General features: G+C 69.4%; 27 protein-coding genes. 12 read left to right on the top strand and 15 right to left on the bottom strand.

Features of this window, described 5'->3' with window-relative positions:
• Positions 1-8: 8 nt before the first annotated feature.
• Genes ispH through ispC form a run of 3 tightly spaced genes read left to right on the top strand, consistent with a single transcriptional unit; the run spans position 9 to position 3,506 of the window.
• Positions 9-950: a 4-hydroxy-3-methylbut-2-enyl diphosphate reductase gene (gene ispH, locus RZE79_RS27960; protein WP_319357741.1), complete on the top strand. Its 942-nt coding sequence runs from the start codon at positions 9-11 to the stop codon at positions 948-950.
• Positions 947-2,248, top strand: a complete 1,302-nt coding sequence (ispG, locus tag RZE79_RS27965) for a flavodoxin-dependent (E)-4-hydroxy-3-methylbut-2-enyl-diphosphate synthase (RefSeq protein ID WP_319357742.1) — start codon at positions 947-949, stop codon at positions 2,246-2,248. Before ispH ends, ispG begins: the two co-directional genes overlap by 4 nt.
• Positions 2,249-2,258: 10 nt before the next feature.
• Positions 2,259-3,506 carry a 1-deoxy-D-xylulose-5-phosphate reductoisomerase gene (gene ispC, locus RZE79_RS27970; protein WP_319357743.1) on the top strand — a complete coding sequence of 416 codons (1,248 nt, stop codon included), beginning with the start codon at positions 2,259-2,261 and terminating at the stop codon, positions 3,504-3,506.
• A gap of 94 nt (positions 3,507-3,600) precedes the next feature.
• Here the strand turns inward: ispC and phnY are convergent, their stop codons facing one another.
• The 4 genes from phnY to psrA form a co-directional block, all read right to left on the bottom strand.
• Positions 3,601-5,058 (bottom strand): phosphonoacetaldehyde dehydrogenase, encoded by a 1,458-nt coding sequence (gene phnY, locus RZE79_RS27975; RefSeq protein WP_319357744.1) that lies wholly within the window; start codon positions 5,056-5,058, stop codon positions 3,601-3,603.
• Positions 5,059-5,078: 20 nt separating this feature from the next.
• The gene (gene phnA, locus RZE79_RS27980; RefSeq protein WP_319357745.1) at positions 5,079-6,320 is read right to left on the bottom strand and encodes a phosphonoacetate hydrolase; all 1,242 of its coding nucleotides are present in this window, start codon (positions 6,318-6,320) and stop codon (positions 5,079-5,081) included.
• A gap of 44 nt (positions 6,321-6,364) precedes the next feature.
• Positions 6,365-7,678: an MFS transporter gene (locus RZE79_RS27985; RefSeq protein WP_319357746.1), complete on the bottom strand. Its 1,314-nt coding sequence runs from the start codon at positions 7,676-7,678 to the stop codon at positions 6,365-6,367.
• Between the two features lie 121 nt (positions 7,679-7,799).
• Positions 7,800-8,894 (bottom strand): iron-containing alcohol dehydrogenase PsrA, encoded by a 1,095-nt coding sequence (gene psrA, locus RZE79_RS27990; RefSeq protein ID WP_319357747.1) that lies wholly within the window; start codon positions 8,892-8,894, stop codon positions 7,800-7,802.
• A gap of 189 nt (positions 8,895-9,083) precedes the next feature.
• Between psrA and RZE79_RS27995 the strand changes: the two genes are divergently transcribed.
• The 6 genes from RZE79_RS27995 (at position 9,084) to RZE79_RS28020 (ending at position 14,914) form a co-directional block, all read left to right on the top strand.
• Complete coding sequence (locus RZE79_RS27995) at positions 9,084-9,968, top strand: LysR substrate-binding domain-containing protein (RefSeq protein WP_319357748.1); 885 nt, start codon at positions 9,084-9,086, stop codon at positions 9,966-9,968.
• Between the two features lie 87 nt (positions 9,969-10,055).
• A complete protein-coding gene (locus RZE79_RS28000) occupies positions 10,056-11,609 on the top strand; it encodes a class I adenylate-forming enzyme family protein (RefSeq protein WP_319361316.1) in 1,554 nt (517 codons plus the stop codon).
• Positions 11,610-12,731, top strand: a complete 1,122-nt coding sequence (locus tag RZE79_RS28005; RefSeq protein WP_319357749.1) for an SLC13 family permease — start codon at positions 11,610-11,612, stop codon at positions 12,729-12,731. It abuts the gene before it with no gap.
• Positions 12,732-12,771: 40 nt separating this feature from the next.
• Positions 12,772-13,461, top strand: a complete 690-nt coding sequence (locus RZE79_RS28010; RefSeq protein ID WP_319357750.1) for an AraC family transcriptional regulator — start codon at positions 12,772-12,774, stop codon at positions 13,459-13,461.
• 195 nt (positions 13,462-13,656) lie between these two features.
• The gene (locus RZE79_RS28015) at positions 13,657-14,508 is read left to right on the top strand and encodes a DMT family transporter (RefSeq protein WP_319357751.1); all 852 of its coding nucleotides are present in this window, start codon (positions 13,657-13,659) and stop codon (positions 14,506-14,508) included.
• A 79-nt stretch (positions 14,509-14,587) separates the two neighbouring features.
• Positions 14,588-14,914 (top strand): hypothetical protein, encoded by a 327-nt coding sequence (locus tag RZE79_RS28020; RefSeq protein WP_153281790.1) that lies wholly within the window; start codon positions 14,588-14,590, stop codon positions 14,912-14,914.
• 28 nt (positions 14,915-14,942) lie between these two features.
• On the opposite strand, the gene RZE79_RS28025 is transcribed toward RZE79_RS28020, so the two are convergent.
• From RZE79_RS28025 to RZE79_RS28070, 10 genes are all read right to left on the bottom strand, one after another.
• Positions 14,943-15,986 carry an NADP-dependent oxidoreductase gene (locus tag RZE79_RS28025; RefSeq protein WP_319357752.1) on the bottom strand — a complete coding sequence of 348 codons (1,044 nt, stop codon included), beginning with the start codon at positions 15,984-15,986 and terminating at the stop codon, positions 14,943-14,945.
• Between the two features lie 132 nt (positions 15,987-16,118).
• Positions 16,119-17,519 (bottom strand): HAMP domain-containing sensor histidine kinase, encoded by a 1,401-nt coding sequence (locus RZE79_RS28030; RefSeq protein WP_319357753.1) that lies wholly within the window; start codon positions 17,517-17,519, stop codon positions 16,119-16,121.
• Positions 17,516-18,214 (bottom strand): response regulator transcription factor, encoded by a 699-nt coding sequence (locus tag RZE79_RS28035; RefSeq protein WP_319357754.1) that lies wholly within the window; start codon positions 18,212-18,214, stop codon positions 17,516-17,518. The genes RZE79_RS28030 and RZE79_RS28035 overlap by 4 nt, the downstream gene beginning before the upstream one ends.
• Before the next feature lie 115 nt (positions 18,215-18,329).
• Positions 18,330-18,821, bottom strand: coding sequence for a DUF4260 domain-containing protein (locus tag RZE79_RS28040; protein WP_319357755.1), 492 nt, complete (start codon positions 18,819-18,821; stop codon positions 18,330-18,332).
• A complete protein-coding gene (locus RZE79_RS28045) occupies positions 18,814-19,278 on the bottom strand; it encodes a Spy/CpxP family protein refolding chaperone (protein ID WP_319357756.1) in 465 nt (154 codons plus the stop codon). The genes RZE79_RS28040 and RZE79_RS28045 overlap by 8 nt, the downstream gene beginning before the upstream one ends.
• A gap of 245 nt (positions 19,279-19,523) precedes the next feature.
• On the bottom strand, positions 19,524-19,907 hold the full coding sequence (locus tag RZE79_RS28050) for a DUF4148 domain-containing protein (protein WP_319357757.1): 384 nt from the start codon (positions 19,905-19,907) through the stop codon (positions 19,524-19,526).
• A gap of 168 nt (positions 19,908-20,075) precedes the next feature.
• Positions 20,076-21,887 (bottom strand): phosphoenolpyruvate--protein phosphotransferase, encoded by a 1,812-nt coding sequence (gene ptsP, locus RZE79_RS28055; protein ID WP_153281784.1) that lies wholly within the window; start codon positions 21,885-21,887, stop codon positions 20,076-20,078.
• A 103-nt stretch (positions 21,888-21,990) separates the two neighbouring features.
• The gene (locus RZE79_RS28060) at positions 21,991-22,260 is read right to left on the bottom strand and encodes an HPr family phosphocarrier protein (RefSeq protein WP_153281783.1); all 270 of its coding nucleotides are present in this window, start codon (positions 22,258-22,260) and stop codon (positions 21,991-21,993) included.
• The gene (locus tag RZE79_RS28065; RefSeq protein ID WP_062478898.1) at positions 22,229-22,684 is read right to left on the bottom strand and encodes a PTS sugar transporter subunit IIA; all 456 of its coding nucleotides are present in this window, start codon (positions 22,682-22,684) and stop codon (positions 22,229-22,231) included. The genes RZE79_RS28060 and RZE79_RS28065 overlap by 32 nt, the downstream gene beginning before the upstream one ends.
• Before the next feature lie 145 nt (positions 22,685-22,829).
• A complete protein-coding gene (locus RZE79_RS28070) occupies positions 22,830-23,366 on the bottom strand; it encodes a hypothetical protein (protein WP_319357758.1) in 537 nt (178 codons plus the stop codon).
• A gap of 103 nt (positions 23,367-23,469) precedes the next feature.
• On the opposite strand from RZE79_RS28070, the gene RZE79_RS28075 reads away from it, so the two are divergent.
• Positions 23,470-23,967, top strand: a complete 498-nt coding sequence (locus RZE79_RS28075) for a TlpA disulfide reductase family protein (RefSeq protein ID WP_319357759.1) — start codon at positions 23,470-23,472, stop codon at positions 23,965-23,967.
• A gap of 148 nt (positions 23,968-24,115) precedes the next feature.
• On the opposite strand, the gene RZE79_RS28080 is transcribed toward RZE79_RS28075, so the two are convergent.
• A complete protein-coding gene (locus RZE79_RS28080; RefSeq protein ID WP_319357760.1) occupies positions 24,116-24,562 on the bottom strand; it encodes a cytochrome c in 447 nt (148 codons plus the stop codon).
• A gap of 162 nt (positions 24,563-24,724) precedes the next feature.
• On the opposite strand from RZE79_RS28080, the gene RZE79_RS28085 reads away from it, so the two are divergent.
• Positions 24,725-25,438: a cytochrome b/b6 domain-containing protein gene (locus RZE79_RS28085; RefSeq protein ID WP_319357761.1), complete on the top strand. Its 714-nt coding sequence runs from the start codon at positions 24,725-24,727 to the stop codon at positions 25,436-25,438.
• On the top strand, positions 25,435-26,025 hold the full coding sequence (locus RZE79_RS28090) for a GNAT family N-acetyltransferase (protein WP_319357762.1): 591 nt from the start codon (positions 25,435-25,437) through the stop codon (positions 26,023-26,025). Before RZE79_RS28085 ends, RZE79_RS28090 begins: the two co-directional genes overlap by 4 nt.
• Position 26,026 lies beyond the last annotated feature (1 nt).

The following is a 26,026-nucleotide window of genomic DNA, read 5'->3' on the forward strand; positions in this document are numbered from 1 at the left end:
AACCCACCATGCGCGTCATCCTTGCCCAGCCCCGTGGTTTCTGCGCCGGCGTCGTGCGGGCCATCGACACCGTGGAGCACGCGCTGCGGCGCCACGGCACGCCCGTCTACGTGCGCCACGAGATCGTCCACAACAAACACGTCGTCGACGACCTGAAGGCGCAGGGCGCGGTGTTCGTCGAAGAGCTGGCCGAAGTGCCTGCCGACGCGGTCGCGATCTTCAGCGCACACGGCGTGAGCCACTCGGTGGAGGTCGAGGCACGCGAACGCGGCCTGCGTGCGATCGACGCCACCTGCCCGCTCGTCACCAAGGTGCACGAGCAGGGACGCCGCTATGCCGCCAAGGGCTACGCGCTGATCCTCATCGGCCACGCGGGGCACCCCGAGGTGACGGGCACCCTCGGGCAGATTCCGGCGCCGGTCCGGCTGGTGCAGACCGAGGCCGACGTGGAGGCGCTGCCGCTCGATGCCGACACGCCGCTGGCCTACATCACGCAGACCACGCTGTCGGTGGACGACACGCGCGGCATCATCGACGCGCTGCAGCGGCGCTTTCCGCAGATCGTCGGGCCCGACACGCGCGACATCTGCTACGCCACGCAGAACCGGCAGACGGCTGTGCGCGAGCTGAGCCAGCAGGTCGACGTGGTGCTGGTGGTCGGCGCGCAGAACAGCTCCAACTCGCAGCGCCTGCGCGAGATCGCGGCGCAGGCCGGCGTGCGCAGCTACCTCATCGCACAAGGCAGCGAACTCAAGCCCGACTGGGTGCGCGACGCCGCCGCGGTGGGCGTCACGGCCGGTGCGTCGGCGCCCGAGACCATGGTGCAGGACGTGGTCGCCGCGCTGCGCCGCCTGGCCGATGTGGAGCTGATGACGCTGCCCGGGCGCGAGGAACACGTGGTGTTCCGGCTGCCGGCCGAACTCGCAGCTGACGAAGCGGTCACGCCATGAAACCACCCATCGCACGCCGCCTCTCGCGCCAAGTGCACGTGGGCACCGTGCGCATCGGCGGCGACGCGCCCGTGGCCGTGCAGGCCATGACCAACACCGACACCGCCGACGCGGCCGCCACCGTGGCGCAGGTCGCCGCGCTCGCGCGTGCAGGGGCCGAGCTGGTGCGCCTCACCGTCAACAACGAAGAGGCCGCCGCGCAGGTCGCGCCGATCCGCGATGCGCTCGCGCGCCAGCAGGTGCACGTGCCGCTGGTGGGCGACTTCCACTTCAACGGCCACCGCCTGCTCGCGCAGTACCCCGACTGCGCGCAGGCCCTGGCCAAGTACCGCATCAATCCCGGTAACGTCGGCCGGGGCGACAAGCGCGACGCACAGTTCTGCCAGCTCATCGAGATCGCCTGCCGCCACGACAAGCCGGTGCGCATCGGCGTGAACTGGGGCAGCCTCGACCCCGCGCTGCTGGCGCGCATGATGGATGCCAACGCGCAGGCGGCGCAGCCGCAGCCCGCCGACGAGGTGATGCGCCAGGCGCTCATCGTCTCGGCGCTGGAGAACGCGGCGCGCGCCGAAGACGTCGGCCTGCCGCCCGACCGCATCGTGCTGTCGGCCAAGGTGAGCCAGGGACAAGACCTGATCGCCGTGTACCGCGAACTCGCCGCGCGCTGCGACTACCCGCTGCACCTGGGCCTGACCGAAGCGGGCATGGGCTCCAAGGGCATCGTCGCCTCGGCCACTGCGATGGGCGTGCTGCTGCAGCAGGGCATCGGCGACACGATTCGCGTGTCGCTCACGCCCGAGCCGAACGGCGACCGCACGCGCGAGGTGCTCGTCGCACAACAGATCCTGCAGTCGATGGGGCTGCGTGCCTTCACGCCGAGCGTGACGGCCTGCCCGGGCTGCGGGCGCACCACGAGCACCTTCTTCCAGTCGCTGGCCAGCCAGATCGAAGGCTGGCTGCACGCGCAGGCGCCGGCCTGGCGCGTGCGCTTTCCGGGCGTGGAAGACATGCACGTGGCCGTGATGGGCTGCGTGGTCAACGGCCCCGGCGAGAGCCGGCTCGCGCACCTGGGCATCTCGCTGCCGGGCTCGGGCGAGCAGCCGGTGGCGCCGGTGTACATCGACGGCGAACGCGCGCTGACGCTCAAGGGCGAGCACATCGCCGACGACTTCACGCGGCTGGTCGAGACCTACGTGGCCGCGCGCTACGGCGCCGATGCCGAGGCGGGCCAGCGGCTGCGCGCGTGGATGAAGCCGGTGCCGTCGCACGAGCGCGTCGTGCCGATCGCGGCCGTCTGAAAGCATCGCCATGCCCACGCAACGCCTCACCCTGCTCGGCGCCACCGGGTCGATCGGCGACAGCACGCTCGACCTCGTGGCGCGCCACCCCGACCGCTTCACGGTGCATGCGCTGACGGCGCACCGCAACCTCGACAAGCTGTTCACGCGCTGCGTCGCGTTTCGCCCCGACGTCGCAGTGGTCGGTGAGGCGCAAGACGCCATGCAGCTGCAGGCCCGGCTGCGCGTGGCCGGCGTGCGCACGGAGGTCATGCACGGACCGCAGGCGCTGTGCGAGGTCGCGCAGTCGGCGGGCTGCGACACGGTGGTCGCGGCCATCGTCGGTGCGGCGGGTTTGTTGTCGTCGCTGGCGGCGGCGCGCGCGGGCAAGAAGATCCTGCTCGCGAACAAGGAAGCGCTCGTGATGTCCGGCGCGCTGTTCATGCGCACCGTCGCCGCGCACGGCGCCACGCTCCTGCCGCTGGACAGCGAGCACAACGCGATCTTTCAATGCCTGGCGGGCGCACCGGCCGGCGGTGCGGGTGTCGAGCGGATCGTGCTCACCGCGTCCGGCGGGCCGTTCCTGCACCGGCCGCTCGAGGCGCTGGACCGGGTGACGCCCGACGAGGCCTGCGCCCACCCGACCTGGCGCATGGGCCGCAAGATCTCGGTCGATTCGGCGACGATGATGAACAAGGGGCTCGAAACCATCGAGGCGCGCTGGCTGTTCGCGATGCCGCCCGAACGCATCGAGGTGGTGATCCACCCGCAGAGCGTGATCCATTCGATGGTGGCCTATGCCGACCAGTCGGTGCTGGCGCAGCTGGGCCGGCCCGACATGCGCACGCCGATTGCGCATGCGATGGCCTGGCCTGAACGCATCGACTCGGGCGTGGCGCCGTTGGACTTCCTGCAGCTCGCCCACCTGAGCTTCGCAGCACCCGAGCTGAAACGCTTCCCCTGCCTGCGACTGGCGCTGGAGGTGCTGCGCGAGGGTTGTGCGGCCAGCGTGACGCTCAATGCCGCGAACGAAGCGGCGGTCGATGCGTTCCTGAACGGGCGCCTGCGCTACACCGACATCGCCCATGTGGTGGAAGACTGCCTGCAGCGCGCGCCCTCGTCCGCGCATGAGAGCCTCGACGACATCCTCGCGACCGACACGCAGACGCGCGTGCTCGCGGGTCAGGCGATCCAGCGCGCGGCGTTGCGATCTGCATCGGCCACGGTCCCGCTTTCCCTTTCGACCACCTTGGACGAGGGCATCGGCGCGCGGCTGTAGCGCGACAGCCACTTGGCCGCCACCGCCAACGCCATCGGCGGTGGGGACTCACGCACGGCGCGCGACGCGCCATGCGCCTCGTGCGCCGCGCCGGTCACCATGGCAGTGAGTAGGTCTTGGTGTTGGTGAAGCTCTTCATCGCCTCGAGCACGCCTTCCTTGTAGCCCAGGCCCGAGTCCTTGATGCCGCCGAAGGGCGTGAGCTCCAGGCGGTAGCCCGGCACCTCGCGCACGTTCACGCTGCCCACGTTCAGCTCGCGGATGAAGCGCGTGATGTAGTCCAACCGGTTGGTGCAGATCGACGACGACAGACCATAGGCCGTGCCGTTCGAGATGCGGATCGCCTCGTCGATGTTCTTGAAGCGGATGACCGGCGACACGGGGCCGAAGGTCTCCTGCTTGGCGACGGTCATCTCGGGGTCGACGTGGTCGAGCACGGTGGGCGAGTACAGCGCGCCGCGGCGTTCGTTGCCGTACAGCAGCTTGGCACCGGCTGCGATCGCTTCATTGACCACGGCTTCGAATTGCTTGGCCGCCGCTTCGTCGATCACGGTGCCCATGTCGGTGTCGGGGTCCATCGGGTCGCCGTACTTCAGCGCGCGGGTCTTCTCGACCAGCAGCTCCACGAAGCGGTCGGCCACCGACTCGTGCACCAGCATGCGTTTGACTGCCGTGCAACGCTGGCCCGAGTTCTTGTAAGAACCATTGGCAGCGAGCGTGGCCGCTTCCTCGATGTCCGCGTCTTCCATCACAATGATCGGATCGTTGCCGCCCAGCTCCAGGATCTGGCGCTTGTAGGTGGCCTTGCCCGCGATGTACTTGCCGATGGGCACGCCGCCCGTGAAGGTGACGAGGTCGACATCGGCATTGGTCAGCAGCTCGTCGGCGATCTCCTTGGGGTCGCCGGTGAGCACCGACAGCATCTGCGGCGGCAGTCCGGCTTCGTACAGGATGTCGGCCAGCAGGAAGGCCGTGAGCGGCGTCTTCTCGCTGGGTTTCAGCACGATCCGGTTGTTGGTCGCAATGGCCGGCGCGACCTTGTGGATCACCTGGTTCAGCGGGTGGTTGAAGGGCGTGATGGCGGTGATGGCGCCCAACAGCGGCTCGCGCATCGTGTAGACCTTGCGGCTCTTGCCGTGGTGCGTGAGGTCGCACGAGAACACCTGGCCGTCGTCGACCAGCGCCTGGTTGGCGGCGAACAGCAGCACGTCGGCGGCGCGGCCCACTTCGTACAGCGAGTCCTTGCGCGACAGGCCCGACTCGAGCGTGATGGTGCGCGACATTTCATCCAGGCGCGAGGCGATGATCTCGCCGGCGCGCATGAGGATCTTGTAGCGCTCGTAGCGCGTGAGCGTGGGCTTGTAATCGCGGGCGATGCGCAGGGCGTTGCGCACGTCGTCCAGCGTGGCCTTGGGCACGGTGGCGATCACTTCGCCGGTGTACGGGTAGGTGACGTCGATGGTGCGGTCGCGGTGGACTTTCTCGCCGGCGATGCGCAGCGCTTCGCGGTACACGGTGCCGGGCTTCAGGGCGGAATGGTCAGACTTGCTCATGGAATGCTCCGTCAAAAGGGTCAGGCGGCCAGCGGGCCTTGGGCGTGGTTCAGTGCGAGGTCAAGTGCGTCGAAGTTGCGCAGCCGGCGCGTGCTCGCGATGCCGGCGACCGGGCGGTTGCAGATCAAGGGCACCTTCTGCTCCGAGACACCACCGTGCGAGCGCAGCGGCACTTCGAGCGCCGAGAGATCGTGGCGCGTGGCCGAGGTGCCGATGACGGTGCTCTGCTCGCTCACCACCACGATGTCGCCGATGCGGTCCGGCGGCAGCTCGAAGCGCTGCGCGGCCTCCTTGCGCGAGAGCACGAACTGCATGCCGGGGATGCGCTGGATGCGGTCGATCCAGCCGGGCACCTGGTTCTCATCGGGCACGTACACGGTCGCGAAGGAGCCGAGCGCGCCGTGGTGCACGACGTAGGGGTCGGTGATCGGCAAGATCACGCGCGCGCGGCCCGGGCCGTACCAGTCGTCGAGCACGTCCTGCAGATAGATCACGTTGGGCGAACCATCGGCACCGTGCTTGTCGTTCATGCCGTGGTCGGCCGTGAGCACGATGGTGGCGCCCAGTGCGTCGAGTTGCGCGAGGTAGCCGTCCATCATTTGATAGAACGCGTTGGCGGCGGGGCTGCCCGGCGCGGCCTTGTGCTGCACGTAGTCGGTGGTCGACAGGTACATCAGGTCGGGGCGCTGCGATTCCATGAGCTTCACACCGGCGGCGAACACGAACTCCGACAGCTCCGCGCTGTACACCGAAGGCACGGGCATGCCGACCATGTCGAGCACGTTGTCGATGCCGTTCTCTTCCATCGTCACCTGGTCCGACTTCTCGGACGAGAAGCAGATGCCCTTCATCTTGTGACCCAGCAGCTTGCGCAGCTTGTCCTTGGCGGTGACCACCGCGAGCTTGGCGCCGGCATCAGCAAAGGCCGCGAGCACCGTGCCGGCGCGCAGGTACTTGGGGTCGTTCATCATCACTTCCTGACCCAGCTCGCGGTCGAAGAAGTAGTTGCCGCAGATGCCGTGCACCGCGGGCGGCGCGCCGGTCACGATCGACAGGTTGTTGGGGTTGGTGAACGAGGGCACGACGCAGTCGGCGAGCAGGTCGGCGCCGTCCTTGCGCATGGTGTCGAGGTAGGGCGCGACGCCGGCGGCAATGGCCGCGTCGAGGTAGGCCGGCTCGCAGCCGTCGACGCAGACGACGACGACCGGGCGGACCATCCAGCGGTAGCTGCGGCCGTTCACTTCGAGGGAATCGGATTTCATGAAGGGGTACTCCTTGGCAAGTTGTGTGTAGGGGTGCGGCGGCTTCAGCGGCGGATGAACAGCGCGATGAAGGCGCTGATGAGGCAGCTGGCCGCGACGATGGGGAACACCACCGAGGTCGTACCCGAGACGTCCAGCATCCGGCCGATCAGCGGTTCGCCCAGGCCGGCCAGCAGGTAGGAGAAGAAGTTCATGACACCGGTGGCGGTGCCGGCGCGCTTGGCGCCCACGAGGTCGGGGCACAGGGCCCAGAAAGACGAGGCCGGGCCGTAGACGAAGAAGCCCGCGAGGAACAGCAACCCCAGGCCGAGGATGCTGGTGGGCAGCAGGTACATGCCGATCGAGGCGACGGCGCCCAGCAGCATGTACAGCACGATGGCCTTGTAGCGCTTGGAGCCGAACACCTTGTCGGAGATCCAGCCGTTGGTGAGCGCGCCGAAGGCCATGCCCACAGGCAGCGCCACCGAGATCCAGGCCGGGTCGATCATGCCGTCGGCGGCCTTGGCCCAGTCCTTGCCCAGGAAGTGCACCGGCACCCAGACGATGAGGCCGTAGCGTGCGGCGTTCTGGAAGCCGATGGCCAGCGCGGCGATCATCAGCTTGGGGTTGCTGAGCACGGCCTTGTAGCGCGACCAGGAGCTTTCTTCCGGTTCGCCATCGGCCACCGCGGCCTTGGCTTCCTGCGGGTTGTTGCCGGCCACGCCGGTGTCGGGCGACTTGAAGCCCATGTCTTCGGGCCGTTCACGGGCAATCAGGTAGAAGGCGATGCCGCCCACCAGCATCAGCAGCACGGGGAGCCGGAAGATCCAGCGCCAATCGAGGTGCAGCACGTTGACGACGATGATCGACGTGACGAACGACAGCACCGAGGCGCAGCCGGCGGCGAACACGTAGAAGCCGTAGACCTTGCCGCGCTCGCCCGCGCCCCACCAGTTCGACAGCAGCCGGCTGCCGGGCGCCCAGCCCAGGGCCTGGAAGTAGCCGTTGATGCCCCACGGAATCGCCAGGCTCTTGAAGCCGACCGCGAAGCTCACGACCCAGTTGGCGGCGCACGAGAGGATGGCGCCGGCCGTCATCACGCGGCGTCCGCCGAACTTGTCGCCCAGGTTGCCATTGATGGCCTGCCCGATGGCATAGCACCACAGCAGCGAGGTCGAGGCCCAGCCGAGCATTTCCTTGGAGAGGCCGAACTCCTTCTGGATGCCGGGGATCGCGAAGCCGAAGGTCTGCCGCCCCGTGTAGAAGAAGAAGTAGCAGAACATGGCCGCGAGCAGCATCCGCCACTGCGCCTTGCGGAACGAATTGTCGAGGGGGGACGCGTAGGTGCCCGCCTGCAGGATGGGATTGGCCGCTTGCATGGTATGTCTCCTTGTCTTGACGGGCGTGGGGCCCGTGGGGCCGGCTCGAAAGGGCCGGCATCGCTTGTCTGCTTGCTTGTCTTGCTGACTCTGTCTTCTCTCGCTGCGCAGTCCCTGCCTGTCAGGCCAACGCCGCCGCGCCGATGAAGTTCTTGCCGCGCGCCCCGTCCATGGCGCGCGCGATCATGGCTGCCGCTTCGCTGTCCGCCACGCCATAGTCGGCAAACTCGGTCTTCACGCCAAGCCCCTGGAGGAATGCCCGCAGTCGCTGCGTGGCGGTGGCCAGGTCGGGTCCGAAGATCAGCTGCAGCGTCTGGTCGCGGTCGGGCGAACGGGCCCAGGCTTTCTCCAGCACGATCGGCAGCGTGAACGAGCACGCGATGCCGTGGGCCAGGCCGTGGCGCAGCGTCATCTCGTACGAGATGGAATGCGCCAGCGCCGTCTTGGTGTTGGAGAACGCCATGCCGGCCTTCAGCGCGGCCAGCGCCATGCGCTCGCGCAGGTCGAGGTTGCCCAGGTCTTGGAGCAGCGCCGGCAGGCAGTCGAAGATGTCGCGCACGGCCGAGACGGCGAAGGTGTCGGAGACCGGGTTGGCGTTGACGTTCCAGATGGCTTCGAGCGCATGCGAGAGCGCGTCGAGCCCCGTCGACACCGTGGTGCCCGCCGGTACCGAGAGCATGAGCTCGGGGTCGACGATGGCGGCCTCGGGCCAGGTGGCGTCCAGGTGCAGCGAATACTTCTTCTGGTTGCCGGCGTCCCAGATGGTGGCCCAGGGCGTCACCTCGCTGCCGGTGCCGGCCGTGGTCGGCACGGCGATCAGCGGCTTGACGCTGGCGGGCACGAAGGGCTTGCCTGTGGCCAGCAGCGCGACGAGCTCGTCGAACTGCCCGTTGGCCGTGCCCACCATCAGGGCCTTGGCCGTGTCGATGGCGCTGCCGCCGCCGACCGCCACGATGGCGTCGCAGGGCGCGTCCGATTGCCAGAAGCGGTTGTACAGATCGCGCAGGTGGGCGACATCGGGGTTGGGGCGCACGTCGTCGATGACGGTGACGAGGGCATCGCCCAGCAGCGCCTGCAGGCGGTCGACCAGGCCGAGCCCGCGGGCTTCGGGGAAGGTGACGAGCGCGACGCGGCGGCCCGCCAGGAGCGAGGGCAGCCGCGCGAGGCTGCCTCGCCCGGAATGAATGGACACGGGGTTGCGGTAGGCGTGGGGCATGTTTTTTGTCTCCGGTTTCTGTCTTGGCCGCAGTGTCGAAGCGGCGCGACAGGGCGTCCAATCGCATTTCGCGCGTGCAACCGGTCCAAAACCGATGGATGCCTTGGGGTAAGCCTGCATAGGCGCAGGCGCCGAATCTGAGAGAGGCTCGGTGCACGCCCCGGCACCGACGCCCCTCACGACCGCCCCATGTTTCACCAGTACTACAAGTGGATCCGCTGCTTCCACGCCGTCGCCAAGACCGGCGGCTTCACCACGGCCGCGCGCTACCTGCACATCGGCCAGCCCACCGTGACCGACCAGGTCAAGGCGCTCGAGGAGCGCTTCAACGTCGAGCTGTTCCTGCGCAGCGGGCGCGCCGTGCGGCTCACGGCCGCGGGCGAGCAGCTGTATGCGATCACGCAGGGCCTGTTCGGGCAGGAGGAAGAAGCGATGCAGTTCCTGCAGCGCGCCCACAAGCTGCGCACGGGGCTGGTGCGCGTGGGCGCGGTGTCGCCGCCCATTGCGCTGGAGCTGGCGCGCAGCTTCAAGCGCAGCCACGCCGGGCTCGACCTGACGGTGTCGATCGGCTCCGAAGCCTCCACGCTCAGCGGGCTGCAGGACTTCGACATCGACGTGGGCATCCTCGTCGAGCCGCCCGAGATCGAAGGCCTGCACCAGGTGCCGTACCGCGTGGAGCGCATCGTCGCCGTGGTGCCCGCGAAGCACCCGTGGGCGAAGAAGCGCACCATCGCCACGCGCGACATCGCGGGCGAGCCGGTGATCCTGCGCGAGCCCGGCTCCAAGACGCGCCACCGCGTCGAGCGCGCCTGCGCGCAGCAGGGCGTGCAGATGAACTGCGTGATGGAGATCAACAGCCGCGAGGCCATCCTGCACGCCGTGGCCAACGGCATGGGCGTGGGCTTCGTGACGCAGATCGAATGCATTCCGCTGCCCGGCCTGAAGGTGGTGGAGATCGACGACGACGAGCTCTCGATCAGCTACTCGCTGTGCTGCCTGGCGGTGCGCAAGGACCGGCCGCTGATCCGCGCGCTGTTCGACGTGGCGCAGCAGGGCGACGACACAGGGGATTGAGCGGGGTTTCGTCGCGGGCGGCACACCCCGCGGCGGGCTTCTTCGCTATCCTGCCGTCTGGCCCCAGACGAAGGATCGACCTTGAACTTGCACCCCGCCCTCCAGGACGCCGCCGCGCGCGATTTCGGCACCCTTGCCGACCTGGTCCGCCTCCACGCCCAACACACGCCCGATCGCCCCGCGCTGGCCGATGCCCAACAGACGCTCGACTACCGCGCGCTCGACGCGCTCATGGACCGCATCGCCGCCGCCCTTCAGCGCGACGGCCTGCGCGCCGGCGACGCCATCGCGGTCTGCGCCGCCTCGTCGGTGCCTTATGCCGCCGTGTTCCTCGGCGCGCTGCGCGCGGGCGTCGCGGTGGCCCCGCTGGCCCCCGGCTCGGCGCCTGCCAGCCTGGCGCGCATGATCAGCGACGCCGACGCGCGCCTGCTGTTCACCGACGCCTCGGCCGCCGAGGTGGTGGGCGCCGCGCAGGCCACCGGACTGCCGCACATCGCGCTCGATGGCGCCGATGTCGGCCGCGCCCTCGATGACTGGCTTGCGGCGCCCGGCGCGAAGCCGGAGCCCGTCGACGCGCAGCCCGGCTGGGCCTTCAACATCATCTATTCGTCGGGCACCACCGGCGAGCCCAAGGGCATCGTGCAGGGCCACGGCATGCGCTGGTCGCACATCCAGCGCGGCGCCAAGTACGAGTACGGCCCCGAGACGGTCACGCTGCTGTCGACGCCGCTGTACTCCAACACCACGCTGGTGGTGTTCTTCCCCACGATCGCCTTCGGCGGCTGCGTGGTGCTGATGCCCAAGTTCGACGCGCTGGGCTACCTGCAGCTGGCCGAAAAACACCGCGTGACGCACACCATGCTCGTGCCGGTGCAGTACCAGCGTCTGATGGCGCACCCGCGCTTCGACGCGCACGACCTCTCGAGCTTCCGCCACAAGTTCAGCACCAGCGCGCCGTTCAACGCGGCGCTCAAGGCCGACGTGCTCAAGCGCTGGCCCGGCGGGCTGGTCGAGTTCTACGGCATGACCGAAGGCGGCGGCACCTGCATCCTCGAGGCGCACCTGAACCCGACCAAGCTGCACACCGTGGGCCAGCCCGCGCCGGGCAGCGACATCCGCCTGATCGACGAAGAAGGCAACGAGCTGCCGCGCGGCGACACCGACGTGGCCGGCGAGGTGGTGGGCCACTCGGCCGGCATGATGACCGGCTACCACCGCCAGCCCGGGAAGACACGCGAGGCCGAATGGTTCGACGCCACTGGCAAGCGCTTCATCCGCACCGGCGACGTGGGCCGCTTCGATGCCGACGGCTTCCTCACGCTGTTCGACCGCAAGAAGGACATGATCATCAGCGGCGGTTTCAACATCTACCCGAGCGACCTCGAAGGCGTGCTGCGCGGCCACGCGGCGGTGGCCGACGTGGCGGTGGTCGGCGTGCCGTCCGAGCAATGGGGCGAGACGCCCGTGGCCTTCGTGGTGCGCCGGGAAGGCGACGCCACCACCGAAGACGCGCTGCTGCAGTGGGCCAACGCGCAGGTCGGCAAGACCCAGCGGCTGGCGCGCCTGCGCTTCATCGACGAGCTGCCGCGCAGCGCGATCGGCAAGGTGCTCAAGCGCGAGCTGCGCGACCTGAGTGCCTGAGTGAGCGCCGCGAGCCCCCACACCGCGCCGCCGGAACAAGGCGGCGGTAACGGCCTGCTGTGGGTGCTCGTGGCCGTCGCGGTCGTGTTCGCCTTCGTGCGCCCGCGCGCGCCGATGGACTGGCTGCAGCTGGTCGACTGGCAGACGGTGGGCGCGCTCGCGGGCCTGCTGGCCATCACGCAGGGCGTCGAGAAGAGCGGCATGCTGCAGGCCGCCGCGCGGCGCCTGCTGGCGCACACGCACAGCGAGCGCGGGCTGGCCATGGCACTCACGGCCACGGCCGCGCTGCTGTCGGCGCTGGTCACCAACGACGTGAGCCTGTTCCTGCTGGTGCCGCTCACGCGCGTGCTGGCCGTGCAGGCGCACCTGCCGCTGGCGCGGCTGGTGGTGCTGCAGGCGCTGGCCGTCAACGCGGGCTCGGCGCTCACGCCCATCGGCAACCCGCAGAACCTGTACCTGTGGCATCGCTCGGGCGAGAGCTTCTTCGGCTTCATGGCCATGATGGGCCCGACCGTGGCGATCATGTTGTTCTGGCTGTTCGTGGCCGTGTGGTGGCTGGTGCCGCGCACGCCGATCGCGCTGCGCGAAGAGCCCGAGGCCGCGCCCGTGCAACCGCGCCTGCTGGCGCTGGCCGGCGTGCTGTTCGTCGGCTTCGTGGTCGCGCTCGACCGCCACTGGCTGTTGCCCGGCCTGGGCGTGGTGTTCGGCGTGCTGCTGCTCACCTACCCGCGCGTGCTGCGCGGCATCGACTGGGCGCTGCTGGCGATCATTGCGCTGATGTTCGTCGACCTGCGCCAGGCCGCCGAGCTGCCCGCCGTGGCGGCGCTGCTGGGCCACTGGCCCATCGGCGAGGGCTGGCGCGCCTACCTTGCGGCCATTGCCACCTCGCAGGTCATCAGCAACGTGCCGGCGGCGATTTTGCTCGACCGCTACGTGCACGACCTGCCCGCGCTGGCGGCCGGCGTGAGCGTGGGCGGCTTCGGCTGCGTGCTGGGCTCGCTGGCCAACCTCATCGCGCTGCGGCTGGCCAAGCTGCCGCACGGGCTGCGCGAGTTCCATCGCATCAGCATTCCCTTCTTGCTGGTGTGCGCGGCCTCGGCGCTGCTGCTGCGGCTGGGGTGATGACAGGCGGCGGGGCGGCGCGGACAATCGGTTCCGCGTCATGAACACCTCCGCCCCCGTCCTCTCGCTGCGCGACTACACCCCATCGCGCGGCAGCCACGCGCACGACCACTTCCAGGTGCTGCTCGGGCTCGACGGCGTGCTCGAGATCGAAGTCGAAGGCCGCGGATCGGGCATCGGCACGGGCCAGGCCCAGGTGGTCGCGCCAGGCGACCGTCACGACTTCGAAGCCCGGCGCGGCGGCAGCGTCTGCCTGGTGCTCGACACGCCGCACGCGCCGTGGGCGCGCTGCGTCGAACAGCCGCCTGTGGATGCGCCCCGGCTGCATGCGCTGGCTCGCTACCTCGCGCACTGCCTGCAGCAGCCGCAGCACGCGGCCCTCGCGCTGCAGCACGGCCCGGCCCTGCTGCTCGAGGCCTGGGGCGTTTCGCCGGCTGCGGCGGACACGCGCCGCAGACGCATCGACTGGCCGGCCCTCGCGGCCTGGGCGCAGGCGAACTGGCACCGACCGCTGGGCGTGGCCGACCTGGCCGAGGTCGCCTGCCTGAGCCCCAGCCAGTTCGCGCAGCGCTGCCGTGAAGAGCAGGGTCAGAGCGTGATGCTCTGGCTGCGCACGCTGCGACTGGCCCATGCGCGTGAACTGCGGCTCGAAGGCCTGAGCGTGGCCGAGACGGCGCGCCGCACGGGCTACCGGTCGCCGTCGGCGCTCACGGCCGCACTGCGTCGCTGACTTTGTATTTGTATGTCTCCCTCCCCCGCTGGGGAGGGCCGGGGTGGGGGCACGACGGCCTCCCAAAAAGCGCGGCGCCTCATCAAAGGCCTGCCCCCATCCCCACCTTCCCCCAGCGGGGGAAGGAGCAAGACCGCCGTTGCGCGACGATGCACCGCCATCGCGCGACGACTGCCTCACGTAGCCTCGACTTCCATGTCCGCCACCTTCTACGCCCTGCTCGCCATCGCGCTCTGGGCCACGCTCGCCACCCTCGGCACCGCGCTGTCGCACCTGCCGCCGTTCTTGCTGACCGGGCTGGCGCTGATCATCGGCAGCGTGCCGAGCTGGCCGCTGGTGCTGCGCGACCGCCGCGCCTGGCGCGTGCCGCCGCGCACGCTGGCGCTCGGGGTGTACGGGCTCTTCGGTTTTCACTTCCTGCTGTTCATCGCGCTGCGGCACGCGCCACCGGTCGAGGCCAACCTCGTCAACTACCTCTGGCCGCTCCTGATGGTGGTGTTGGCGCCGGTGCTGCTGCCGGGCGTGTCGCTGCGCCCGCTGCACGTGGTGGCGGCGCTGCTGGGCTTTGCTGGCGCGGCCATCGCGATCCTCGGTGCGCGCGGCGGCAGTGCCGTACTGCCCGGTGCGCCCGCTACGTACTGGGGCTTCCTGCCCGCGGCCGGCTCGGCCTTCATCTGGGCCAGCTATTCGCTGTGGACGAAGCGCGTCACGCCCTTCCCCACCTCGGCCATCGGCCTGTTCGGGCTGGTGTCGGGCATGCTCTCGCTGGCCTGCCATGCGCTGCTGGAGCCGTCGGTGCCGCTGTCGGCCAAAGACTGGCTGCTGGTCGCGCTGTGCGGCCTGGGCCCCTTGGGCGCGGCGTTCTTCGTGTGGGACATGGCGCTCAAGCGCGGCGACGCGCGGCAGATCGGCATCCTCAGCTACCTCACGCCGCTCGCCTCCACCGCGCTGCTGCTGGCCGTGACCGGCCGCGCGCTCACGGCCAGCATCACGCTGGCGGCAGCGCTCATCATCTCGGCCGCCGTGATGGGCACGCGTGCGAAATGAGACAAATCAGGGCGATGCCCGACAGAGCTTGTCGTTTTTTGTGGCTAGAGTGGAGGCTCAGGAAAAAGGAGTCACCCCCATGGATCAGAAGAACAACAAGACCGAGGATTTCGAGATCACGCCCAAGCTGGTGTTCGACATGAACCTGGCGCTGTACCTCGACCTGGTGGCCGCGCTGGAGGGCGCCGGCGCCGTCACCTACCGGCAGATGGCGGCGCGCGTCCTGAACATCAGCATGGACGCCCGCGCCGACGGCGAAGCCAGCCTGTCGACGGTGCTCGAAGGCATCGCCAAGGGCTTCGCCGGCCGCGGCGACGGCCTCTCGATCGAACTGCTGAAGGCCGCGCGCGGGCTGCGGGAGGACGATGCGATGGGCGACATTCCGATGCGGCCCATCGACGATTGAGATTCGGGGCGCTTCAGCACCCCCTGCGTCAGTCTTCGGCGACCTGAAGTACGAGCTTGCCGAAGTTCTCCCCCGCGAACAGCTTGTTCAGCGACTCGGGGAAGGTGTCGAGCCCCTTCACGATGTCTTCCTTGCTCTTCATGCGCCCGTCCTTCAGGTAGCCGGCCATCTCGGCGATGGCAATCGGGTAACGGTCGGCGTAGTCGAACACCACGATGCCTTCCATGCGCGCGCGGTTCACGAGCAGGCTCAGGTAGTTCTTCGGGCCGGCGGCCGGCATGCTGTTGGCGTTGTTGTACTGGCTGATGGCGCCGCAGATGATCACGCGGGCCTTGCGTGCCAGGCGCGCCAGCACCGCGTCCAGGATGTCGCCGCCGACGTTGTCGAAGTAGATGTCCACGCCCTTCGGGCAGTGGGCCTTGAGGCCTTCGCGCACGGCGCCCGCGCCGGCCTTGTAGTCGATGCAGGCGTCGAAGCCCAGCTCCTTCACCACCCAGTCGCACTTGGCGGCGCCGCCGGCGATGCCGACCACGCGGCAGCCCTTGATCTTGGCCAGCTGGCCCACGGTCTGGCCCACGGCGCCGGCCGCGCCCGAGACGACGACGGTTTCGCCTGCCTGGGGCATGCCCACGTCCATCAGGCCGAAGTAGCCGGTCATGCCGGGCATGCCCAGCACGTTGAGCCACTGGGTGATGGTGCCCACGCGCAGGTCGACCTTCACGAGGCCGTTGCGCTTGACCTGGTCTTGCGGCACGAGCATGTATTCCTGCACGCCGAGCGTGCCGTACACGGTGTCACCCACGGCGAACTGCGGGTTCTTCGACGCGATCACGCGGCCGATGCCGCCGGCGCGCATCACTTCGTCGATGGCCACGGGCGGGATGTAGCTCTTGGCGTCGTTGAGCCAGCCGCGCATGGCGGGGTCGAGCGACAGCGACAGCGTCTTGACGAGCACGCCGCCCTCGTCGGGCTGGGCCACGGGCTCGGTGCTGAAGCGCCAGTGCTCGCGCGTGGCCGTCCCCTCGGGGCGCTTGGCAAGACGGACCTGGTGGTTGGTGAGGGGGCTGCTCATGGTGTCTGTCTCCTTGACGTGGATGTGCCGGGCGTCGGCGATGCAGGCGCATCGTAGTCGCGGGTCAAGGCCCCGCGCGTAGCGCAGGCGACAGCCCGCCCTGCCCTTCGACGGCCACGCCGACCACGCGCCTCAGCCGAAGCGCACGCTGATCTGCAGCCCGGGGTGCGCGTTGCGCACCGTGAGCCGGCCGCCGTGGGCTTCGGCGATGAGCCGGCACAGGTACATGCCGAGGCCGACACCGCCCGTGGCGCGCGCCCGCGCGCCGTCGGTGCGATAGAAGGGCTCGGTCAGGCGTTCGAGCTGCGCCTCGTCGACGCCGGGACCGAAGTCGCGCACCTCCAGCTCGGCGCCGCCGTCTGCGGACGCACGCAAGGTCACGGTGGGCGGCTGCGGCGCGCCGGCGCTGTAGCGCAGCGCGTTGTCCAGCAGGTTGCGCACCATCAGGCGCACGCGCATGCGGTCGATGGCCTGGGGCGGCAGGCCGCCTGCCAGGTCGAGCTGCACCGCCTGCGCGCCGGGCATCTCGGCCACGAACTCGCGCACCAGTGCCGCGAGGTCGACCGGCTCGCGCTGCAATGCGGCATGCGGGCTCGCAAGGCGTTCGCTTTCGAGCAGGTCGCTGATCAGGTCGCGCATCTCGTTGAGGTCGCGCAGCAGCGCCTCGCGCTCTGCCTCGCCTTCGGGCGTGGCGGGCAGCAGCTCGGCGTTGAGGCGGGCGCGCGTGAGCGGCGAGCGCAGCTCGTGGCTCAGCGCCAGCAACAGGCCGCGCTTGGCGTCGAGCATGGCCTGGATGTCGCTGGCCATGGTGTTGACGCGCTTCGCGAGGTCGCCCAGGTCGTCGTTGCGGCGGATCGGAATGGGCTGCGTGAACTCGCCGCGGCCGAAGCGCTGTGCGCCCTCGCGGATGTCGATCAGCGGGCGCAGCAGCCGGCTCACCAGCCCGTAGGCCACCACCACGAGCAGCAGCAGCACGCCGAGGGTGGTCCAGCCGGCCGCGCGCGGCGCGAACTGCCACAGCCGGGGCGCCCAGCCGAAGATGACCTTGTGCCCGTCGGCCGTGGGGCGCACGAACCAGCGCTCGGTGGAGAACATCGACTCCTCGCGGTCGCGGTCGTGGAACCAGCCGCCGCGCGCGTGCATGTCGTCGCCAGGATTCGACGCCCAGTTCACGGCCGGGCCGGTGATTCGGATGGTGATCGGCAGCCGGTCGACCAGCGCCTGCGCGCGCGCCGTGTCGGGCGGCGTGCCGAGCTCGGCGACGAGGCGGTCGGCGTAGTCCATGAGCATGGGCTGCGCGGCCTCGGCCCAGGTGCTGGAGAACGAGCGCTTCATGCCGCCCACGAACACCGCGGCCATCACGAGTGCGAGCACGACGAACATCATCACGATCCGCACGCGCACCGAGCTGCGCCAGCGCTGCTGCATCTGTGCATGCATGCGCGCGTGCCAGTGCCGGCGCCGTTCCGCGCCGGGACAACGGCCCTCGCCGTCGGCGGGCACGGCGCCTTCGCGCCCTCGGGAAAATCTCATGAAGCGGGCTCGCCCGGTGCCACGGCCAGCGCATAGCCGGCGTTGCGCAGCGTCTTGATGCAATCGAGCGGCTCGAGCTTCTTGCGCAGCCGGCTCACCACGATGTCGACCGCGCGCGTGAAGAGCTCGGCCTCGTGGCCGCGCAGCCGGTTGAGGATGTCGTCGCGACTGAACACCTTGCCGGGCTCGCCGGCCAGCAGTGCGAGCAGGTCGAACTCGGTGCCGGTGAGCTCGACGCGCTCGCCATGGCGCATGACCTGGCGCCGGTCGAGGTCGATGGAGAGCCCGTCGAACACGCGCAGCTGCGCGTTGGCAGCGGTGGCGGCCGGCGCGCTGCGCTGGCGGCGCAGGATGGTCTGCACGCGCGCCACGAGTTCGCGCGGCTCGAAGGGCTTGGGCACGTAGTCGTCGGCGCCGAGTTCGAGACCGACCACGCGGTCCATCACCTCGCCGCGCGCGGTGAGCATCACGATGGGGATGTCGCTTTCCTTGCGGATCTCGCGGCACAGTTCGAAGCCGTCCATCTCGGGCAGCATGACGTCGAGGATGGCCGCGTCGTAGTGCCCCGCACGCAGCTTGGCAATGCCTTCGCTCGGGCGCGTGGCGCTGTCGAGCGTGCAGCCGAAGCGTGCGAAGTAGGTGGTCAGCGGCGCGGCGAGGTGTTCGTCGTCGTCGATCAGCAGGATGCGCGGCATGGCGGGATTGTGCCTCCTGGCAAAGAGAGCGCGAATGGCAAAGCTGGCAATCAGTCCAGACGGCATGGCACCGCCCGGGGCGTGCCCGCCGTCTGAAAAAGCCACACGGTCGCGATCACCATGGATCGGCGCGGCCGATGCGGCCGAGGTGGGTGGACGCAAAACCGGTCGCGTACTTGAGGCCGAAGCCCAGCGCATGGTCGAGCCCGACGCGGGCCAGCCAGATCAGGCCGCCGGCCACCGCCCACGGCTGCGCCGCGAACACGCCGAACGCCAGCAGCAGCACCGGCCCGATCAGCGCGTGCGCCGCGTTGTACAGCGCCGCACCAACGCGCGGGCCGGCGAGGTAACCCAGCAGCGAGAGGTCGGGTGCGAGCAGCCAGAGCGCGAACACGCCCCAGCCCATGCCGAACTGGGCGTAGCCGACCAGTGCGACCGCGAGCACCACCGCGCCTTCGAAGCGCAGCACGGTGCGCACACCGTCCACGGCCGGCGCGGCCGGTTCGCGCGGCACCACGGAGGCGGCGTGGTGCTGCGGCTCCCGCAGGGCGGGTCGGTGCAGCGACACGAAGTGCGCGAAGCCGGGAGGCGACCCGATGTCAGCCATGACGGTTCCAGCGGCGACCGCCGCGCTCCATGAAGTCGCGCACCTTCTGCTGTTGCGCCGGATTCAGGTGATCGAAGAAATCAGCCGCGGCGGCGATGACCTCAGGGCTGCCGGTGCGCACCACGGCGGTCTTCTCTTCGATGAGACGTGCGGCGCCGGACTGGTCGAGCGTGTTGCCCGCGAACAGCGCCTTGAACTGCGAGCGCGGATCGCCCGCGCCGCCCGCACCACGCATCGCCTGGCGCTGCGCCTGCAGCTTCTCGGCGAGCACGGTGAGCTTCTGTTTCTGTGAGGCGTCGAGCTCGAGCTTGCTGCCGACACGCTCGACCATCTTGGTGCGGAACTCGGCGCTGTCGCCGCCCCAGCCGTGGCGGTGACCGGCACAGCCGGCGATGCTGCCGGCCACAACGGCCAGGCCCGCGAATCCGAACAGGGTTCGTTTGATCCAGTGCTTCATAGGGGTGCTCCTTCATGCGCCCCTGCGCGGGGCGGCTTCGGTGATGGACGAGGCGACGGTGGCGACGCGTGCGCCGCAGTGGCTCAGAAGGTGCGAATGAATCCGGCGTGGCCGAGCAGCCCGCCCAGGCGCGGCCCCTCAAGGCGCAAAGCGCAGCCATAGCTCGGGCTATGGCGAGCATTTGCAACGCAGAGGGGGCGTGTCTGGGCGGGATGAGCGGACATGGCGGGTTCGTTCACACCTTCTCAGAGGCGGTTGCCGCTGTCGCGCGCGGCAGCGGCACGCGCGTCGACGGGGTTCTGCATCGTCGAGATGACCTTGCTGTTCACGCGCGAGCCGGAGGTCACGTTCTGGTCGGGTGCCGCGGCGGTGCGCACGGCTTCGGCGACGACGCGGGCGCGGTCGGTCGACACGGCCATGGTCTCGGGACCGCGCGAACCCCGCACGACGTTCTGGTCGGGGGCGGCGGCCGTGCGCACGGCTTCGGCGGCGACGTCGGCGCGGCTCATGGCCGACACGGAGGCGTGAACGCCTTGGTAGGTTTCGGCCTTGGCGCCGGCAGCGGCGAGCATGGCGAAGGAACCGACAGCGATGAGCTGGGCGAGGGGCAGAGACGACTTGACGATCATGATGCAGGCCTTTCTTTCAGGGGTTGGAAGAGGAGACCTGATGGTGCGCGTCAGGGCGCGGCGAGTCCTTTCACCTCGGTATCGCCGTATTTCGGTTTGTTTCACTCGCCCCGCAACCCACCGTTCTCACGGTGCATCACGAAGACAAAGGTATGCGAAAGCGCGGGCTCAGCCCGCGAGAGCCGCCGCAGGATCGTCCGCGTCGAGCACGCCCCGCGCCCAGGGCTCGAGCTTGCCCGTGTCGGCACGCAGCACTTCCTGCTTCACGGCGAGGATGCGCGACGGGTGCATCGAGAAGCTGCGCAGGCCCAGGCCCAGCAGCAGGCGCGTGAAGGCGACGTCGCCGGCCATCTCACCGCACACCGACACACCCTTGCCCTGACGGCGGCACTCGGCGATGGTGTCTGCCACGAGCTTGAGCACCGCGGGGTGCGCGGGGTCGTAGAGGTGGGCGACGGCCTCGTCGGCGCGGTCGATGGCCAGCGTGTACTGGATCAGGTCGTTGGTGCCGATCGACAGGAAGTCGAAGTGCTTCAGGAAGGTCTTGAGCGTGAGCGCGGCGGCCGGGATCTCGATCATCGCGCCGAGCTTGACCGGGCCGTACACCACGCCGCGGTTGTCGAGTTCGGCCCGCGCGAAGTCGATGAGCGACAGCGTCTGACGGATCTCGCTGGCATGCGCGAGCATCGGAATGAGCAGGTGGATCTCGCCGTGCGCCGCCGCGCGCAGGATGGCGCGCAGCTGCGTGAGGAACATCGCCGGATCGGCCAGGCTCCAGCGGATGGCGCGCAGCCCAAGCGCGGGGTTCAGGTGCTCCTGCTTGCTGGCCGACTTGCCGTCGAGCGGCTTGTCGGCGCCCACGTCGATGGTGCGGATGGTGACGGGCATGCCCTGCATGCCCTCGACCGCGCGCTTGTAGGCCTGGTACTGCTCTTCTTCGTCGGGCAGGCGCGTCTGGCGCGCCGAGTTCTCACGGCCCATGAAAAGGAATTCGGAGCGGAACAGGCCCACGCCCACGGCGCCGGCCTTGACGGCGCCGGCCGTGTCTTCGGGCATCTCGATGTTGGCGAGCAGGTCGACGCGCTGGCCGTCGAGCGTGACGGCGGGCTTGTGACGCAGCCGCGCGAGCCGGCCGCGTTCGAGGTCGCCCTGGCGCTGCTTGAAGCCGTACTCGGCCAGGATGATCGGCGACGGGTCGACGATCATCACGCCGGCTTCGCCGTCGATGATCACCCAGTCGTCCTGGCGCACCAGCTGGCTCGCGGAGCGCGCACCGACGATGGCCGGGATGTCCATGCTGCGCGCCACGATGGCGGTGTGCGAGGTGCGCCCGCCCACGTCGGTGACGAAGCCCGCGAACACGCTCTTCTTGAACTGCAGCATGTCGGCCGGCGAGAGGTCGTGCGCGATGAGCACCAGCGGCACGTCGAAGCCGTCGCCCGCGGTGGGGTCGTCGTCTTCGTCGTCATGGTCGTGATGGGCCGCGGCGCGCTTGCGCCGCGGCGGGCTGGGCGCGAGCACGGCGGCCGTGCCCTTCATGCGATGCAGCATCCGCTCGACCACCTGTTCGAGGTCGGCCTTGCGCTCGCGCAGGTACGGGTCCTCCATTTCGTCGAACTGGCGCGCGATGACCTCGAGCTGCGTGGTCAGCGCCCATTCGGCGTTGTACAGGCGCTCGCTGATCCAGTGCTTCACGCCGCCGCTGAGCACGTCGTCCTGCAGCAGCATCTGGTGCACCTCGAGCAGCGCCGCGAGTTCGTGCGGCGCGTCGTTGGGGCCCATCTGCGCCACGCTGGCCTGCAGCTTGGTGAGCTCGTCGGCCACCGCGTTGCGCGCGGTGCGCACACGGTCGATCTCGCTTTCGATCTCTTCGGGCTTGATGAAGTAGTGCGCCACGTCGATGCGGCTGGACACCACCAGCACCGCGCGGCCGATGGCAATGCCACGGGCGACAGGAAGGCCGTGGACTGCGAAGGTCATGTGCGTGGACCGAAGGTCATCGGCCGCCGCCGGGCCGCCCCAAGGCGGCCGAGCCCCCTCGGGGGGCAGCGACGACACGCAGTGCGGAGCGTGGGGGTCACATTCATTCGCCTTCGCCGAACTTGTCGTCCATCAAATGGACTATCGCGTTCATGGCTTCTTCTTCCTGCGGGCCGTTGGTCTCGAGCTCGACGGTCACGCCGAGGCCGGCGGCCAGCATCATGACGCCCATGATGCTCTTGGCATTGATGCGGCGGTCGCCGCGCGACAGCCACACCTCGCAGGGGTAGCTGCCCGCGAGCTTGGTCAGCTTGGCCGACGCGCGTGCGTGCAGGCCCAGCTTATTGCTGATGGTCACGGATTTCTTGATCACTGTGCTTTCTTTTCGCCTGGTTCTGGGGAGCCGCCACCGCCACCTGCATGACGCCGGCGGTGCCGCCCGCGAGGGCGCGCTGCACCAGCGTGTCGAGCGGTTCGTGGCGGTAGGTGACGGCGCGCAGCAGCATCGGCAGGTTGACACCGGCCACGAGCCGCGAGCGCACGCCGTCCACCAGCTTCTGCGCGACGTTGCAGGGCGTGGCGCCGAACACGTCGGCCAGCACCAGCACCTGCGAGCGCGGCGCATGGAGTTGCTGCGCGAGCGTGATGCGCGCGGCGGCCAGCGTTTCTTCGGGGGACACGTTGGGCAGCACGTCGAGCGCCACGACCGCCTGTTCGCAGTCGGGGAACACATGCAGCGCGCACTGCCGCAGCGCCTGTGCGAACGGAGAGTGGGCAATGATGAGGATGCTGTTCATGCGGCTCGGAGGACGACGCGTCGATTATGCGGGGGCGCCCAAAGGAAGTAGAGACATGGAGGACACAACGCGCCAGCCGGGGAAGGCGGCCATTGGCGCCGTGGCAACAGCTACAAAAACGATAGCTGCGCCTCGGGGCCCGAACTCAGGGCAGGCGCAGGCCCTCGAAGAAGGTCTTTGTCGCTTCGGGCGACGACGGACGGCCCAGCACGGTGGCCTGGTAGAGCGACACGCTGCCGTCTTTCTGCGACTGCGCGAACCAGAGCACCTCGACCGGCGCCACGCCCTGCTGCGCCGATTGCCCGTCGAGCCGCCACGGTGCGGGAACGGCCGTGGCGCGCGGCAATGTGGCCGGTCCCTGGATCACCTGCGCCACGCCCAGCTGGCCGTGCGTGGCCGTGCGCCAGGCCGTGAGCCAGGCCTCGGCCTGCGCCGGGCTGGTGGCGGCGGCATGGGCCACGGCGAAGGTCGCGCCGCCGGCTTCGCAGCCGGTCATGTCGACCTGCACCGACTCGGCGCCCAGCGGCAGCGCGCGCTGGGCGCGGTCGGCCTTGCAGGGCAGCAGCGCGACGAGGCCGGCGTCGGCGATCGGCACCTCGCGCCAGTTGAAGGTCGGGCTGCACGCGCCCAGCGCGGCGGCCAGGGCCAGCACGGGCCAGGAAGGGGAAGGAAGCGATGGCATCGGAGGGCGATTATCGAACGGCCTTCGGGAGGATGAAGGCCGTGTGCCGACGCGATCCGGCACGCGGAACTAAAATCGCCGCGCCTCTCTCCTTCAGGTGCCCATGAAAAAATACCTCGCTGCCGCCGCCGTCGTGATCGCCCTGGCCGCCGGCGTGGGCGTGTACCTCGGTTCGGGCAGCACGGCCGCCCCGGCCTCGACCTTCGTGCTGCTCGATGGCACCACCAAGAGCACGGCCGACCTGAAGGGCAAGGTCACGCTGGTCAACTTCTGGGCCACGAGCTGCGTGACCTGCGTGGCCGAGATGCCCCAGGTGATCTCGACCTACGACAAGTACAAGGCCAAGGGCTACGACACGCTGGCGATCGCCATGAGCTACGACCCGCCGAGCTACGTCGTCAACTTTGCCGAAACCCGCAAGCTGCCATTCAAGGTGGCGATCGACAACACCGGCAGCGTGGCGCAGGCCTGGGGCGACGTGAAGCTCACGCCCACCACCTTCATCGTCAACAAGAAAGGCGAGATCGTGAAGCGCTACGTGGGCGAGCCCGACTTTGCCGAGCTGCACAAGCTGATCGAAAAGCTGCTGGCGGAAGCTTGACCCGCCCCCAGGCTGCGCGCACTTCGTGTCGCTTCGCCCCCCCTGCCGGGGGCGATACCGGCGGCCCGGCAAAGCCGGTTCCGCGGTATCCCTGGAACGAAAAAGGCGCTCCTTGCGGAGCGCCTTTTTCATTGCGGAAGCCCGCGGCTTACTGGTTGCGGAAGCTGTCGTGGCAGGCCTTGCAGCTCGCGCCGGTCGCGCCGAACTGGGCCTTGAGGGCGTCGATGTTGCCGGCCTTGGCGGCAACCACCAGCTTGCCGGTCTCGGCGATCGCCTTGTCCTGGTGCTCCTTGAACTTCGCGGCTTCCTTCCAGACCTCGGGCTTGGCCTTGCCGCCCTCGGTGCTGGCGCCGAAGGCGGCCCAGGGCAGCTTGGCCATGTCGGCCACGACCTCGGCGTTGGCGGCGGCAGCGGCTGCGTCGTAGGGCACGCGGCCGTTGGCCATGGCGCCCAGGCGGCCGAAGTGCTGGCCCATCACGAACAGCGCGCTCTGGCGGTACTTGATGGCGTCTTCGGGCTTAGCGAACTGTGCCGCCGCCGGCAGGGACATGGCAGCGCAGGCGGCTGCAAGGGCGAACGAAGCAAAACGGATCATCGGGGGACCTTCCTTGTGTGGGGTTTGGCACCGTCGAACGCAGTGCTGTGGGCAGTGTAGGGGCTGCCTGTGTCGGGCGCATAGCAACAACCCGGTGGAACGACCGGGCCGGACTTTGCTAATCTGCGCCTTCCGCAGCCTCGCGCCCCGGCGCCTTTTTCGATGACCGACACCCTCTCGGTGGCCCGCACACGCGTCTGGGACCTGCCGACCCGCCTCTTTCACTGGGCACTCGCCTTCGCCGTGATCGGCCTGATCGTGACCGGCCTGAACGGCATCATGGAATGGCATTTCCGCCTCGGCTACACCGTGCTGGCGCTGCTGCTGTTCCGCCTGGTCTGGGGCTTCGTGGGCGGACGCTGGTCGCGGTTCGCGGCCTTCATCTACGCCCCGGGCTCGGTCATCGCCTACCTGCGCGGCAAATCGCACCCCGACCACCTGATCGGCCACACGCCGCTGGGCGCGCTGTCGGTGTTCGCGGTGCTGGCGCTGCTGATCCTGCAGGTCGCCACCGGCCTGATGGCCGACGACGAGATTTCCGCCTCCGGCCCGCTGACCCGCTTTGTGTCAGGCGCCATGGTGAGCCTGGCGACCGGCTGGCACAAGGCGCAGGGCAAATGGATCGTGATCGGCCTCGTGAGCCTGCATGTGCTGGCGGTGCTGTTCTATGTGCTGGTGAAGCGGCACCGGCTGGTCGGGCCGATGCTGTCGGGCGACAAGCTGGTGATCGCAGGTGCGGCCTCCGACGGGAATGGCAATGGCAATGGCAATGGCGTACCACCGAGCCGCGACGATGCGGCATCGCGCACGCTGGCGCTGCTGCTGTTCGCGCTGTGCGCGGGCGTGGCGTTCTGGGTGGCGTCGTTGCGCGTATGAGTGGCTTTTCCGTCTCCCGCCCGCTGCCCCTGTCGGACGTGCCGGCCGTGGTGCTCCTCACGCCCGACGAACCGCATGAAGTCGATGCCGTGCGCGCGATCTTCCGCGACTACGCGGGCTCGCTGACCATCGACCTCGCGTTCCAGGATTTCGACGGCGAACTGGCCGGCCTGCCCGGCGAGTACGCCGAGCCGCGCGGCACCTTGCTGCTGGCGCTGGTCGATCCCGCCCATGTGAACGAGGACGCCGGCCGCGCCGCGCCCACACTGAAGCGCGCCGACGGCACGCTCGCCCACGTGGCCGGCTGCTGCGCGCTGCGTCCGATCGACAGCACGGACTACGCGAACGCGGCGGAAATGAAACGTCTGTATGTGCGCCCTGGGTTCCGGGGGCTCGGGCTCGGCCGGCAGCTGGCCGAAGCCATCCTGGATGCGGCACGCAGCGCAGGCTATGCCTGCGTGCTGCTCGACACCCTCGACGACATGGAGTCGGCGCGCGCCCTCTACGAAGACCTGGGCTTCGCAGAGGTGCCGCCCTACTATCACAACCCCGTCGCCGGGGCTCATTACCTCAAGGTAGAGCTGTAGA

Source organism: Variovorax sp. EBFNA2, from assembly GCF_033802765.1.
In the GTDB taxonomy this organism is placed as follows: domain Bacteria; phylum Pseudomonadota; class Gammaproteobacteria; order Burkholderiales; family Burkholderiaceae_C; genus Variovorax; species Variovorax paradoxus_H.